The 13,715-nt window shown below is 50.9% G+C and carries 12 protein-coding genes; 6 read left to right on the plus strand and 6 right to left on the minus strand.

The features are described from left to right. Nucleotides 1-59 precede the first annotated feature (59 nt). From Psfp_RS08830 to Psfp_RS08840, 3 genes are all read left to right on the plus strand, one after another. Entirely contained in the window at nucleotides 60-698 is a 639-nt protein-coding gene (locus tag Psfp_RS08830) for a LysE family translocator (RefSeq protein ID WP_192895342.1), read from the plus strand. A gap of 221 nt (nucleotides 699-919) precedes the next feature. Continuing rightward, nucleotides 920-1,621 carry a succinate dehydrogenase gene (locus Psfp_RS08835; RefSeq protein WP_134218176.1) on the plus strand — a complete coding sequence of 234 codons (702 nt, stop codon included), beginning with the start codon at nucleotides 920-922 and terminating at the stop codon, nucleotides 1,619-1,621. Between the two features lie 90 nt (nucleotides 1,622-1,711). Continuing rightward, nucleotides 1,712-4,369, plus strand: a complete 2,658-nt coding sequence (locus Psfp_RS08840; RefSeq protein WP_134218177.1) for a phosphoenolpyruvate synthase — start codon at nucleotides 1,712-1,714, stop codon at nucleotides 4,367-4,369. 81 nt (nucleotides 4,370-4,450) lie between these two features. Here the strand turns inward: Psfp_RS08840 and Psfp_RS08845 are convergent, their stop codons facing one another. The 3 genes from Psfp_RS08845 to Psfp_RS08855 all read right to left on the minus strand — a co-directional run bounded on the left by Psfp_RS08845 (nucleotide 4,451) and on the right by Psfp_RS08855 (nucleotide 6,860). Further along, entirely contained in the window at nucleotides 4,451-4,879 is a 429-nt protein-coding gene (locus Psfp_RS08845; protein ID WP_134218178.1) for an N-acetyltransferase, read from the minus strand. 74 nt (nucleotides 4,880-4,953) lie between these two features. Then, nucleotides 4,954-6,186 carry a HAMP domain-containing sensor histidine kinase gene (locus tag Psfp_RS08850; RefSeq protein ID WP_134218179.1) on the minus strand — a complete coding sequence of 411 codons (1,233 nt, stop codon included), beginning with the start codon at nucleotides 6,184-6,186 and terminating at the stop codon, nucleotides 4,954-4,956. Beyond that, nucleotides 6,183-6,860: a response regulator transcription factor gene (locus tag Psfp_RS08855; RefSeq protein WP_134218180.1), complete on the minus strand. Its 678-nt coding sequence runs from the start codon at nucleotides 6,858-6,860 to the stop codon at nucleotides 6,183-6,185. Before Psfp_RS08855 ends, Psfp_RS08850 begins: the two co-directional genes overlap by 4 nt. 215 nt (nucleotides 6,861-7,075) lie before the next feature. On the opposite strand from Psfp_RS08855, the gene Psfp_RS08860 reads away from it, so the two are divergent. Genes Psfp_RS08860 through Psfp_RS08870 form a run of 3 tightly spaced genes read left to right on the plus strand, consistent with a single transcriptional unit; the run spans nucleotide 7,076 to nucleotide 10,426 of the window. Further along, a complete protein-coding gene (locus Psfp_RS08860; protein ID WP_134218181.1) occupies nucleotides 7,076-7,801 on the plus strand; it encodes a polyphosphate polymerase domain-containing protein in 726 nt (241 codons plus the stop codon). Beyond that, nucleotides 7,794-8,471, plus strand: a complete 678-nt coding sequence (locus Psfp_RS08865; RefSeq protein WP_134218182.1) for a DUF4956 domain-containing protein — start codon at nucleotides 7,794-7,796, stop codon at nucleotides 8,469-8,471. The genes Psfp_RS08860 and Psfp_RS08865 overlap by 8 nt, the downstream gene beginning before the upstream one ends. A gap of 23 nt (nucleotides 8,472-8,494) precedes the next feature. After that, on the plus strand, nucleotides 8,495-10,426 hold the full coding sequence (locus tag Psfp_RS08870; RefSeq protein WP_134218183.1) for a carbohydrate-binding domain-containing protein: 1,932 nt from the start codon (nucleotides 8,495-8,497) through the stop codon (nucleotides 10,424-10,426). A gap of 194 nt (nucleotides 10,427-10,620) precedes the next feature. Here Psfp_RS08870 and Psfp_RS08875 read toward each other — a convergent pair whose 3' ends face one another. From Psfp_RS08875 to Psfp_RS08885, 3 genes are all read right to left on the minus strand, one after another. Then, nucleotides 10,621-11,454 (minus strand): amidohydrolase family protein, encoded by an 834-nt coding sequence (locus Psfp_RS08875; protein ID WP_134218184.1) that lies wholly within the window; start codon nucleotides 11,452-11,454, stop codon nucleotides 10,621-10,623. Between the two features lie 237 nt (nucleotides 11,455-11,691). Beyond that, nucleotides 11,692-12,783, minus strand: a complete 1,092-nt coding sequence (locus Psfp_RS08880; RefSeq protein WP_134218185.1) for an NADH:flavin oxidoreductase — start codon at nucleotides 12,781-12,783, stop codon at nucleotides 11,692-11,694. 52 nt (nucleotides 12,784-12,835) lie between these two features. Next, nucleotides 12,836-13,693 carry a 4Fe-4S binding protein gene (locus tag Psfp_RS08885; protein ID WP_243120553.1) on the minus strand — a complete coding sequence of 286 codons (858 nt, stop codon included), beginning with the start codon at nucleotides 13,691-13,693 and terminating at the stop codon, nucleotides 12,836-12,838. Between the last annotated feature and the right edge of the window lie 22 nt (nucleotides 13,694-13,715).

Here is a 13,715-nt window from a genome sequence, read left to right on the forward strand (position 1 = left end):
AACTTGTAGAAAGTTACTTACTACATACTACATACAAGTTGTTGTGGGAGGACCGGATAATGCACAGCTACTATTTGTTTGTACTTACAGCTCTGGCAGCCGCTATCCTGCCGGGCGCCGACTTTGCCATGGTTACCAAAAACACACTGGCGCTGGGGCGAAAGGGCGGACAGGCTACGGCTTTGGGTATTGCGTCGGGACTTATGGTCCATACCACGGCTGCAGTCCTCGGACTGTCTGTTATTATCGCCAAATCAGCATTTTTGTTTGGACTTGTCAAATATATCGGGGCTGCTTATTTGTTCTATATCGGGATAATCACATTGCTTTCCTGTGTTCAAGGCGACATATCACCCGCAATATCAGATACTGAAACAAAAGCCCCTTCTTCGGAACACTCCTTTAAGACCTGCTTTGCCCAGGGAGCGCTAACAAACACATTAAACCCGAAGGCAGCAATTTTTTATATGACACTTTTACCGCAGTTTGTCGATCCTGCAAAAGATTCCTTGTTGCAACTGACGATATTGGGGTTGACCTCGGTAATCATTGTTTTGATCTGGTTTTTGTTTTTGGCCGGCGCTCTTGACTACATACGTGTCTGGTTTAGCAAACCAATGTTTAGAAGCACTTTCCAGCGCATAACCGGGCTAATGCTTATTTCGTTCGGTGTCAAGCTTGCACTGGAAAAACAATAACATTTTTAAATGCTATGGTCATAACAAACAACAATACGAAAATGATTGTGTAAAATCTGGATGAGTTGATAGTGGAGTATTAGAGGCCCCCTGTGTAAGGCGGTTTTTTTGTGGAATATTTGTCTCGCTCTCCGGAGCGGTTTTTTATTGTCTTGATGTGTATTTATTCGTAATGTGTCGCAGTATAAGCACGTAATGCCCTTTTGGAAAGGAGTAGTCAGATGGCATTTTCCAATACATTACAGACAACATTAAACAAAAAGGCAAATCCAAAAACGGAGATGTATGTTGACATCGCGCAATCTATCAGCGGCATACTGCTGGTTGGCTTCTTATGGATGCACATGCTGTTTGTCGGTACGATTATCATCAGCCCCGAACTCTACGATAAGCTGTCCATAGGGCTTGACAAGTATTACTTGGCTCAGGTTGGTATACCCGGAACCGTTCTGTTAATTATTATGCATATTTTGCTGGCTGGGCGCAGGATCCCGACCCGTCTACGCGATATGAGGATTACCTGGCGGGTTGCGCACATGATTAACCACTTTGATACCTGGGTTTGGATCGGTCAAATCATTACCGCTCTGATTATTGGCATTATGGCCGGTATCCACATTTGGCTCGTCATGACTACCTGGCCGATCAGATCATTTACAAGCGCCTCGCGTGTCGCTGCCTTAGGGCCTGCCGACCAGTCATTTGGCGGCTTTTATTTTCCCTTTATGATCGTGTTTTACGTTTTATTACTCTTTGCGGGCGAATATCATGCCGGTTTTGGCCTCTACAGAATCTTTGTCAAGTGGGGCTGGTTTGACCGTCACCGCGTGGGTTATGTATTAAAGACCATTACTGTGATAATTATCGCAACTGGTTTGTTGGCCCTATATGCCTTTAAAAAGCTTGCAGCAGGTATCTTATGAGCACGGGACACACTTTTATAAATTACATCGAGCACATGAATCCATACTTCGTAACACAGGAAGCTTCTTCATTTTTGACAGGGGGTGCGTATGGTGGAGCACAATTATGTGATGTATTTCGATGAGCTTAATAAGTCCAGCCTGGCCAGCGCGGGCGGCAAAGGCGCGAATCTCGGTGAATTGTTTCATGCGCCGGGCATTCAGGTCCCTGCGGGGTTCTGTATCACCACAGCGGCCTATATGGACTTTGTGGGTAAAAGTCCGGAATTTCCAAAGCTTTTAGCTGCCCTGGACCGGCTGGATACCGGCAGCGTTGAGGAGGTTCACAGGGCAGGAGAGGAAATCCGGCTGCACCTGGAGAGCCTTCCTGTTCCCGCCCCCATTCGGGAGGAGGTTACAGCAGCCTGGCGGCGCACCGGCGCGGAATATTCCTATGCCGTCCGGTCCAGCGCCACCGCTGAGGATCTGCCGGGAGCGTCCTTTGCCGGGCAGCAGGAGACTTTCTTGAATGTCCAGGGACAGGAGCAACTGCTGGACTGCGTTCGCCGGTGCTGGGCTTCTTTGTTCACGGACCGGGCCATCATTTACCGCCGGCGGAACCGGTTCAGCCATGGCAAAGTGTATTTGGCCGTTGTAGTGCAGCGCATGGTTTTTCCGGAAGTTTCCGGGATTATGTTCACGGCGGACCCGGTGAGCGGCAGCCGGCGCATCGTATCCATAGACGCGAGTTTTGGACTGGGTGAGGCTCTGGTGTCCGGCCTGGTTTCGGCTGACTTATACCAGGTGAGCGGCGGCAGGCTGGTCAAAAAACAGATTGCCCGGAAACTGGTGGCGATTTATGCGCGGCCTGCGGGGGGAACTGTACAGCAGGATATTCCGGCTGAATATCAAACCAGGCCGGCGCTGTCAGAGGATTCGGCGGTCAAGCTGGCCGGGCTGGGTAAGAGAATAGAACAGCACTTTGGCGGGCCGCAGGACATTGAATGGTGTTTTGCCGGCGGCGACATGTATATTCTGCAGAGCAGGCCGATCACTACGCTTTATCCGCTGCCCGCGATTACGGACGGGAAACTGCATTTGTTTTTTTCCTTGGGGCATGCCCAAATGATGACCGATGCCATGAAACCGCTGGGAATATCCGTACTGCGCACTTTGGCGCCTTTTGGCAAGGGCGGTTCCCGGCGGGCTGAAAGCCCCCTGCTGGCAGAGGCCGGCGCAAGGCTATATGTGGATTTGACTTCGCTGCTGGAACATCACCTGGGGCGGAGGCTGCTCCCGGTCCTGCTGTCAAATGTTTTTGACCAGTCCACCAGCCGTGCTGTGGCAGATTTCCTGACCAGGGAAGAATTCAAAAATATGCCCGCGCAGCGGGGATTTATATTTTCGCTGCTCAAAAAAGCTTTTCCCACGGCCATCAATATCTTTAAGAACATCTTATACCGTAATCATTCCCACGTAGTGGCAGTCATCAACGGGCAAATCGCCGAGCAGGTGAGAGAAAACAAAGCCAGGCTTAACAGTGTGTCCGGCGCAGACAGGCTCAGGCTGATTCAGGACCTCCTGTCCACCCTGCTGCCGGCTGCTTTTTCTTTAATAGCCCAGTATCTGTCGGTAGGGGTGATCAGTATTAAGCTGATTGAGCGGCTGTCCCGCCAATGGCTGGGTAACGCAGACGAACTGCGGAGTATCGGTAAATCCCCGGTCGGTAACGTCACCAGTGAAATGGGATTGGCGCTGGGGGATGTTGCGGACGTGGTAAGACTTTATCCGGAAGTGCTTGAGTACTTGAAAGGCGCCGGCGATGAACACTTCTTCAGCAGGCTAAAGGGCGTCACCGGTGGGGAAGAAGTACAGCAGGCCCTGCAGGAGTTCTTGGAGTTATACGGCATGCGGGGTACAGGTGAGATCGATGTAACCCGCCTCCGGTGGCGGGAGACCCCTACCCAGCTGGTTCCGGCCATCTTAAGTCACATTCAAAGCGCTGCGCCGCAGCAGCACCGTACCAGCTTCAGCACAGGTAAAAAGGAGGCGGAGCGTGCGGCGGCCAGCCTGATCGCCCGCCTCAGAAGAACCAGGTGGGGTTTTTTCAAGGCCAGGATCATAGCGCGCCTGATTAAGGTGCACCGCTGGCTCATTGTCGTACGGGAGCATCCGAAATATTTTATCGTCCAGCATCTTGACATAGTCAAACAGGCAATTTTGGCCGAAGCCGCGGTCCTAGCCGCCGATGGTATTCTTGAGCAGCCGGAAGACGTCTTTTGGCTTTCACTGGAAGAGATCATTAACCTGATCGAAACCAGACAGCCGGACCTGGCCTTGATTGAAAGACGCAGGGAGGAGTTCCTGCATAACCAAAAACTCGTACCCCCGCAGGTGATGACCAGTGACGGGGAGATCATTACCGGAAGGCTGTTCAGGGAAAATGTGCCGCCGGGTGCATTAACCGGCACCCCCGTTTCCGCCGGAGTGGTGGAGGGCCGCGCCAGGGTGATCCTGAAGCTGGAAGAGGCCAATATGCGCAAAGGAGAGATTTTAGTCACACCGTTTACCGATCCCGGTTGGACCCCGCTTTTCCCGCTGGCTGCCGGTTTAGTCACCGAAGTGGGCGGTCTGATGACCCACGGGGCGGTGGTGGCACGGGAGTACGGCATTCCGGCGGTGGTCGGCGTCGACAGCGCAACCAGTGTTATCAAAGACGGACAGCGCATTCGCATAGACGGACACCAGGGTTTTATAGAAATACTATAAACATTGTTTTACTAATTTCTCCGGCATGGAGATGCAGATTATCTCATTAAAATGCTTTGGTAGAGAGTTATATGATGTTTGTCATCTTCTCCATTCCATTATATATTCCATAAACCCAGAGTCTTCATTAGGCTGTTCTGTTTTTATCTTAAAATTACATTTTTTATAAAAGTTTATTGCTCGATAGTTTTCCACATATACCCCTAACTCTAAATGTGAATACAGCTCCTTGCTATAGTCAATAAGCTTGTTACCAATTCCCTGCCCCTGGTATTCTTCTGAAACGAATAATGCACCAATAAAGGAATTGTCGATAATACTTATGAATCCTTTTATAGTATTGTTTTCTTCATAAATAAAGCTTGTAGCAACAGGCAAATATTCATCTTTAACAATATTATAATTATCCACCCAATATTTTTTGGGTATGAAACTATGAGCAGTAATATTGGTATTCAACCAAATACTCATAACTTCTTTAACATGTGAATCTTCAAATCTCTTGATCATATTTTTCTTTTTCCGTTTCAATAATTTATTCAATTCGTCATATATATTGAGCCTGAAAGCTTCAAATGCAACCCCTACTTGAGAGGGAAGTTGACCGAGAAAGTGGTCCCCGCTTTTTCACTGCTCTCCACCGAGATCCTCCCCCGGTGGTTCTCCACAATAGCCTTGGCTATGGCCAGGCCCAGTCCATAGCCCCCCTGTTCACGGGACCTGGAGCTGTCAGAGCGATAGAACCGCTCAAAAATGTGGTTCAGATGCTCTACCGGGATGGGGGCGCCGGTATTTGAGACCGTAAGAAGGACAGATTCCTGTAGGCGTTTTAGGGTCAGTGTGACTGTCCCACTTTTCCCGGCATACTTGCAGGCATTGTCCAGCAGGATTACCGCCAGTTGGTTAAGTTGCCCCTCATCCCCGGTCAGGGTGATGTCAGGGGCTATTTCGCTTTTGATGATGATTCCCTGTTCATAGGCAACCGACTCGAAGTGAAGGAAGCAGCTCCAGACTACATCGCTGAAATTCATGCTGGTTTGCAGCGCCGGCGCCTCGGCGGCATCGGATTTGGCCAGGAAGAGAAGGTCGTCCACCAGCTTTTTCATCCGGTTGGCTTCCGCCTGCGTGTACTCCACCCATTTGGACTGCCGGTCAATGGTGTCCTGCCGGTGAGCCAACAGAATTCCGGTATTTGCCAGGATCACTGTCAGGGGCGTTTTCAGCTCATGGGACGCGTCGGCCACAAATCGCCGCTGCTGTTCCCATGCCTTTTCCACCGGGTTCAGAGCCCAGCCGGACAGGAACAGGCTGATCAGGAAGAACGCAGCCAGTCCCCCCGCTCCAACCAGCAGCAACGTGATCATCAGGTTGGTCATGGCTTCCAGTTCCCGTGTCATATCGGCAAAAGTAATCCGGACGCCTTCCGGAGTGTGTTTCAGGAGAAATCGAAGCCGCTGATCATACAGAATTCCCTCCTGGCGCCCTGAAGCCAGGACCCGTTCTGATACTTCAGCGATCATCTCATCGGATACGGCCACATTTTCCCGGGCGGCAGAAATGATCTTACCCTGATCATCCAACAGCGCGCTGAAAACCGGCAGCATCGGCATCGCTTTCTTCGGGTGCCTGTTGCCGATTTCTACCGGGGGCGGGGGCATGCCGATATCGCTGTTGATGACACGCTGCATGACGTCGTAGCTTTCTGCCTTCGTCCGCTGATAGCTGAAAAAACAGATGGATGCAAAAACAATGATCAGCACCAGACTGATCAATGTCATGTTGATGAATATGAATTTCCTCCGCAGCTTCCGGATCATGGCGCCTCTGCCTCCAATCTGTAACCCACCTTGCGGACCGTACTGATATTGACCTTGGAGCCCAGAAAAAAGAACTTTTTACGAAGAAAAGAAATATAGGCCTCCACATTATTGTCCTCTGCGCCGGACTCCATGCCCCACACCTTGATGATAATGTCTTCCTTGGGAAACACCAGCTTCGGATTGGACATCAAGAGCTTCAGCACCTGGTACTCCTTAAAGCCCAGGCGCACCGACTTGGAACCGCGGCTCAGGGTGTAAGTGGACAGATTGAGTGTCAGATCGGCAAAGGACAGCTCTTCCAGCACCACATCCCCCTGCCTCCTGGAAAGGGCCCGGATACGCGCCAGAAGCTCCTCGCCCGAAAAGGGCTTGGTCATGTAATCGTCCGCCCCGCAGTCCAGTCCGGTGACCTTGTCCGTGATATCGTCCTTGGCCGTGAGAAGCAGCACAGGGGTGGTGTTTTTATTTGCCCGAAGCGTTCGGACTACCTCAAAACCGCTTTTTTTCGGCAACATGACATCCAGCACGATCACATCATACAGGCCGCTCATGGCATAGTCCAGCCCGGCCGCGCCGTCGTGCACGATGTCTACGGTATACTTCTGTTCAGCCATGATCTGGCCCAACGCTTCCGCCAGACGGATCTCATCTTCCACAACCAGAATACGCACGAGAGTCCTTCCTTTCCATGATGTGTTCATCCTAACGTATCATACCACAGCCGGGAACCGTTTGAAATCGAATACCGTGCCAAACAAACCGTAACTTATATCTTACTTTATCAAGAAAGTCTGAAATTAGTCTGAAGCCGGGATTTCAGAGTAATTTCAGTGCAGGGCTGTATGATCAGGGCATCAGAAAGCCCAAACGGAAGGAGATGTCCAATATGGCACAGTACCAGGATGTATTCAAGCGGATTGAAAAAAAATACCTATTGAGCGCACAGCAGCATCAGGCTCTGATGCCGCAGCTGCAGGGATATATGACACAGGACCGGCACGGCCTGCATACCATCTGCAATCTGTATTTTGACACCAAAAGCTATGAACTGATCCGCCACTCCATTGAAAAGCCTATTTACAAGGAAAAGCTTCGATTGCGCAGCTACGGTGTTCCCAAGCCCGGTGACACCGTGTTCCTGGAGCTTAAAAAGAAATTCGAGGGCGTCGTCTATAAGCGGCGGATACCTCTCGCACTGGAGGAAGCCCGGCGGTATCTGCTGCGCCATGAAAAGCCCCGTAGGTCCAGCCAGATCCTTTGCGAAATCGACTGGTTTCTGAAGCGATACCAGCCTGTTCCAAAGATATATATCGCCTATGACCGACTGGCCCTCTTCGGCAATGAGGATGCCAGCTTACGCATCACCTTCGACCAGAACATACTGTTTCGGGAGTCTCTCCTGGATCTGTCAAAGGGCAATTGGGGGAAACCCCTGCTGAAGCCGGGTAATGTCCTGATGGAGATCAAAATCCCCGGAGCCATGCCCCTGTGGCTGAGCCGGCTCCTGACCGAGCTGGAGATCTACCCGACCTCATTTTCCAAATACGGCAACATTTATAAGTATCACCTGCTCCACCAGGTGTGCCCCAAGGGAGGAATCTTCTGTGCTTGACAGTCTTTTGGCTCTTACATCGTCCGCTTCCATTTCCATGGGGAACCTGCTGCTCTGCACCCTGGCTTCCCTGGTGTTGGGACTCGGCGTTGCCGGTATCTATATGTACCGGAATAATTATACTAAGAATTTTGTGGTGACCCTGGCCCTGATGCCGGCCATGGTCCAGCTGGTCATCATGATTGTAAACGGCAACCTGGGAGTCGGCGTGGCCGTGATGGGCGCTTTCAGCCTGGTCCGTTTCCGCTCCATTCCCGGCAGTTCCAGGGAGATCGGCAGCATCTTTTTCGCGATGGCCGTCGGCCTCGCCACCGGCATGGGATACCTGGTAATCGCGGCCCTGTTCCTGCTCATCGTCGGCCTCATGACGATGCTTTTAAACACCGTCAGCTTTGGAGAGCAGAAAACAACCGCAAAGGAACTGAGAATTACTATCCCGGAAAACCTGGACTATGCGGGGCTCTTTGATGACCTCTTCAGCAAGTACACGCAAAAAGCAGAGCTGGTCCGGGTGAAGACCACCAATATGGGCAGCCTGTACGAGCTGCGCTACCATATTGCCCTGAAAGGTACCGAGATTGAAAAAAGCTTCCTGGACGAGCTCCGCTGCCGCAACGGAAACCTGAACATCGCTATCGGTCGGGTAACAACCAGAAGCGATGAATTATAAAAGGACGAGAGGAGAATTGCATCATGCCCTACACCCCCCCGAAATTCACAGCCCTGCTGGTGGCAGCCCTGGTGGCCCTGGCAGGATTAACCGGCTGCAGTTCCAGCACCGGCGCGGCAACCAATACCGCCAGCACAGCCGGTACTTCAACGGAAATCGCCGCCATCGCGGTGGAATACAGCAGCGAGGACCTGGACAGCGCCTGGGATCCTGCCACTGCCACCAACATCACCCTGCAAGGGAGTTCTATTGAAGTAGAAGGCTCCGGCGCTGCCTCTGAAGGAAGCAAGCTCACCATCACTGCTGCCGGTACATACGTGCTCAGCGGTGCCCTGACTGATGGACAGATCGTCGTGGATGCCAAAAAGGACGATTTGGTACGGCTGGTACTGAACGGCACATCCATTAGCTGCTCAGACAACGCAGCCATTTACGCCAAACAGGCGAAAAAGACCATCTTGACCCTGGCTGAAGGCTCCAGCAACACGGTGCAGGACGGAACCGCCTACACCCTGGCCGAGGGGGAAGACGAGCCGGACGCGGCCATTTTCAGCCAGGACGACCTGACTATCAACGGCTCGGGGTCCCTGACCGTCAACGGTCAATTCAAGCACGGGATCGCCACGAAGGATGACCTGGTTATTACCGGCGGCAGTATCAACGTTACCGCAGCCGGCGACGGACTGCGGGGCAGGGATTCCATTGCCGTCAACGGCGGCGCCTTTACCGTCGAGGCCGGCAGTGACGGGTTCCAGGCGAATAATGACGAAGATGCGGATAAAGGCTGGATATCTCTGGACGGCGGGGTTTTCAACATCACCGCGGGTAGTGACGGCATCCAGGCAGACACTCTGCTGCAGGTCACAGACGGGAAGGTCACCCTGACCACCGGTGGCGACAGCGTCAATGCAAGCTCCGGCGCCAACGGCAATGGCAATCCCCGTCCCGAGTGGGGTAAGCGCGAAACTGCCGCTGCTGATACTACCGCCGAAGAGGACACGGGTTCCGCCAAAGGCCTCAAGGCAGGCGCCGGCATCCTCATCAGCGGCGGCATAATTGCCATCGACTCCTCTGATGATGCGATCCACTCCAACGGTGAGATCGTGATCAAGGCGGGCGAACTTGTGATATCCTCCGGGGACGACGGGATCCATGCCGACTCCGCGTTGGCGGTCGACGGCGGCAATATCCGCATCTCCCAAAGCTATGAAGGTCTAGAGAGCGCGGCCATCACCATCAATGGCGGGACGGTTCGCTTGACTGCTAAAGACGACGGGCTGAACGCCGCCGGCGGCACCGACGGCTCCTCCCTGGGCGGCAGGCCTGGAGAAAACAGCTTCCGTACCGGTGGATCTTATTTCATCCGCATCACCGGGGGTTATATATCTATCGACGCAGGCGGTGACGGCATCGACGCCAACGGATCTCTTTATTTCAACGGCGGTACCGTGCTGGTAAGCGGACCCACCAACAACGGCAATGGGCCCATGGACTACGACGGCGACTGTGAGGTCACAGGCGGTACTTTGGCCATAGCCGGCAGTTCCGGCATGGCGCAGGCCCCCGGAGAGCCCTCTTCACAGAATTCCATAACTGTCTATTATACCAAGACGCAGGAAGCCGGAACTCTCGCCGCCCTGACAGATGAAAGCGGAAAAACTATCCTGGCCTTTGCGCCCGCCAAAGCATATCAGTCTATCGTGATCAGCACTCCGGAGTTGGAGCAGGGAAAAACCTACACCCTGATCTCCGGCGGCACTTGCAGCGGCACACTCACCGACGGGCTGTATACCGGCGGCCACTGTTCCGGGAGCGCCGAATTGACCCGCATTACCATCTCCGGCACGGTCACCCGCATCGCTGATGACGGTTCTGCGGTCAGCGGCGGTATGGGAGGCATGGGCGGAATGAATGGTCCAGGGGGACCTGGACGGGCACAAGCTCCCACCCGGTAACCCGAAGCCTTTCGGCGACACAACAGCCCACCACTCCATGAATATATGCTTTCACAGCAAAAGCGCCGGATCCCGGCGCTTTTCCAATGTCATGCTAAAAACCTGGTTATCAAAATAAAAAAAGGCAATGAGTTAAGGGGGTTCCTTGACTTGCTACCATTGCTACTAAAACCGTGCAAAATAAGACTGTCCTATCAAACCAATCCCAAGAGCTGTTTAGCGTTTTCTCCGAGTATTTTTCGAATTGCCTCTTGTGAAATATTTAAGTTCCTGATTATTTCGATGTTCTTTTTTACATCTACACTGGGCCAGTCAGTACCAAAAATAAACTTATGGGCAAACCTTTCGATATCAGGAAAGAATCCTATAAGCTTTTTAGGTGGCAAACCTGAAACTTCGATATAAACATTCTTATGAAGGCGAGCCACGGTTAATGCTTCATTATACCACAGGCCCCGCCCACCGTGTGCCATAATGATTTTCAGGTTAGGAAAGTCTACAGCCACATCATCAAAAAAAATGGGATTCGCATACTTTATACGGACGCCTGAAAAAATTGAAGATCCCGTATGGAAAAGCACAGGTATGCCAAGTCTTTCGGCAACAGCATACAATGGGTAAATAAAATTGTCATTGGGATAAAAATAATTGTATGGGGGAAGAAGCTTGAGCCCTTTAAAGCCATGATTTAAACATAAATCCTCTAACATTTGACCCATATTCGGGTGCAGATAAGGATTTAATGTGCAAAAAGGTATTAATCTCGGACTCACCTTGCAAAAAGCTTCTACCATTTCGTTTGTGCAAATACCGGTTGACAAAGGCGATATTTCTGCTAATATAACGGAATAATCTACTCCATTTTGATCCATCAACTGCAGAAAAGCATGGGGGTCGCTATGTATTTTGCAAAAATTAACATATTCTTCTCTGGAAGGGAAGGCACTTGCAAAGAAATTAAAGGCATCTTCACCAAAAGACTCGTATTCTGAGAGGTGAACATGAAAGTCAATTATAGTATTTTTCAATTCTCAATTCACACCAATCATATTAATTGGTTTTTCCAATCATATTCTACATCTGAAAGCAAATAAATTTAAATATTTGTTTATAATTGTATTAATCATTTCTGATTATTACTCATTTTTTGGCGCTGATAAAAACACCTTGCAGCCACCAACATAAATCCTGCATTGCAAACAAAAAAGCCACTCTAAAGTGACTTTATCCGGCAGACAATTCTATTACATGCTATAACATATCTTTTACTTGTTTCTCATTTCACAGTATATCCCGTTTCCCTTCAGTCCTTTAACAAAGCACCTGTTATCAGACCTGCATTCCGATTTGCAGCGATCCCCGGATTTCCAGCGGTTAATTAAATTAGGTTCCCTGATTAATGGGCGGCACAGGGAAATATAATCTGCTGCCACATCTTCAACCAAACGCTCCGCTGTTTGAAAAGACCTGATACCGCCGACCAGGATCAGGGGAATACTAATAGCATTTTTGAAATAACGGGCCTCATCCCTGTAATAGACTTCTTCCTCAGGTTTAATCCCGGGCCGGATCGGAGACAGTTGGCCTCCTGTGAGCAGGCCGCCACTCAATTCAATTGCGTCAAGACCTGCATCAGAAAGCGCGCGTCCGACCTTAAGGGAGTTGTCCAGACTCAGCCCGTTCTCTACGAAATCCCGACAGTTTAGTTTGATTAATACCGGATAGTCTTTCCCTACCGCCTCCCTGACAGCCTGGAACACCTCAATATGAATCCGGGAGCGATTATGGATTTCTCCTCCGTATGTATCCTGACGCCGGTTAAATACCGGGGAGAGGAACTGGCTGAGCAGATATCCGTGCGCGGCGTGAATTTGGACCCCGTCAAAACCAGCGGCTTTAGCCCTCCGTGCTGCATCAGCAAAAGCAGTAACTATCTCCTGTATATCCTGCCCTGTTATTTCGTGGTACAGCGTTTTGCCTGCTTCCTCCTCTGCCGAAACGACCAGCGGCGCCTGACCGGTCAATTTTTCAGGCGCAAATCTTCCGGCATGGGAAAGCTGCGCTACGACCTTTCCGCCACAGCGATGGATGGCTGCTGTCATTTCCTTAAGCCCGGGGATAAGTTCATCTTTATAAATACCAAGCTGCCGGGGACCTGCCTTGCCCTCCGGGCAGACATAGGCGTGACCGGTGATAATTAATCCAATGCCACCTTTGGCGAGATCAACCATTGTGGCCATCAGCTGCGGGGTAACGGCTCCGTCGTTGTCAGCCATCCCTTCCCACGTCGCTGAGCGAACGAAACGATTCTCCAATACCATGCCGTTTATTTCTGTACGGTCAAATACTTTACTCATTTTTCCCCTCCTTACCCCCATAAATCATTGCTTTTGACAATATGTACTTCGTTTATTTGACTGCCATCATACTTTCATAGACTTTCTCCTTCGGATTCTTATCTTCACAAGGCACTGAGGTCTGACATTTGCCGCATCCATATCTGGGTTTATACCGCTCACGCACTTCATCAAGAAAATGCGAACAGATTCCATTATCCTTACCTTTTTCACTTATGGCCTGAGGCGGACAGCGGTCAATACAAACGCCGCATTTGGTACAATATTCATCAAACTCTTTGTACAAACGCTGTGTTGGTTCCAATTCAAAGTCTACGATCACACTGCCAAAGCGTCCGGCAGATCCCAAGCTCGTAATCATCGAACGGTTCAGACTGAACGTACCGAGGCCGGCAATGAAGGCGACGTGCCGTTCTGACCAGTTACTCCGCCGATTGACCACCGTCAAGCGTTTATCAATCGACGGAGCTATTGCGCGGCCGCCCGCTTTTTTAATCAAATCCACAACAAAACTGCATAGAGCATTGTTAAACATTTCACCTTCGTATCGCCCGTAAAGCCACTCGGTAGAAGGGAAACCCTCGGAGCAATTCGACCGGCGAATACGTTGCGTGTACGGCAGAAAGTAAGAGACAACCGATTTGGCTCCAACCAGCCATTCTTGTGGAGACAAGTGCTGGGGCCCAACCACATCCGTATCCTTGAGCTTTTTCCAAAGCGCATCCTCAACGCCGGCCACGCCAACCAAAGGCTGATCATATATGCGCATCGTTTCAAGCTCATTGACGATATTCTGGGGACTGTTCAAGACATAATCGTCAAGCTTCTCTTTTATGGTTTGTAAAAGCAACGTTGTCACTCCGGTTCTTCTTATTGGTATACTATATCTGAACGCAGCCCAACGGGGCAAGAACTCAAACTCGTCAGCGTAC

Origin of the sequence: Pelotomaculum sp. FP (genome assembly GCF_004369245.1) — a bacterium.
Lineage (GTDB): Bacteria > Bacillota > Desulfotomaculia > Desulfotomaculales > Pelotomaculaceae > Pelotomaculum_C > Pelotomaculum_C schinkii.

Bases quoted from the DNA above. Each gene is read 5' to 3' on its own strand.
- Psfp_RS08860 (WP_134218181.1), top strand. From the start codon at position 7,076: ATGGCACAGTACCAGGATGTATTCAAGCGGATTGAAAAAAAATACCTA.
- Psfp_RS08870 (WP_134218183.1), top strand. From the start codon at position 8,495: ATGCCCTACACCCCCCCGAAATTCACAGCCCTGCTGGTGGCAGCCCTG.
- Psfp_RS08835 (WP_134218176.1), top strand. From the start codon at position 920: ATGGCATTTTCCAATACATTACAGACAACATTAAACAAAAAGGCAAAT.
- Psfp_RS08845 (WP_134218178.1), bottom strand. From the start codon at position 4,879: ATGATCAAGAGATTTGAAGATTCACATGTTAAAGAAGTTATGAGTATT.
- Psfp_RS08840 (WP_134218177.1), top strand. From the start codon at position 1,712: ATGGTGGAGCACAATTATGTGATGTATTTCGATGAGCTTAATAAGTCC.
- Psfp_RS08850 (WP_134218179.1), bottom strand. From the start codon at position 6,186: ATGATCCGGAAGCTGCGGAGGAAATTCATATTCATCAACATGACATTG.
- Psfp_RS08880 (WP_134218185.1), bottom strand. From the start codon at position 12,783: ATGAGTAAAGTATTTGACCGTACAGAAATAAACGGCATGGTATTGGAG.
- Psfp_RS08830 (WP_192895342.1), top strand. From the start codon at position 60: ATGCACAGCTACTATTTGTTTGTACTTACAGCTCTGGCAGCCGCTATC.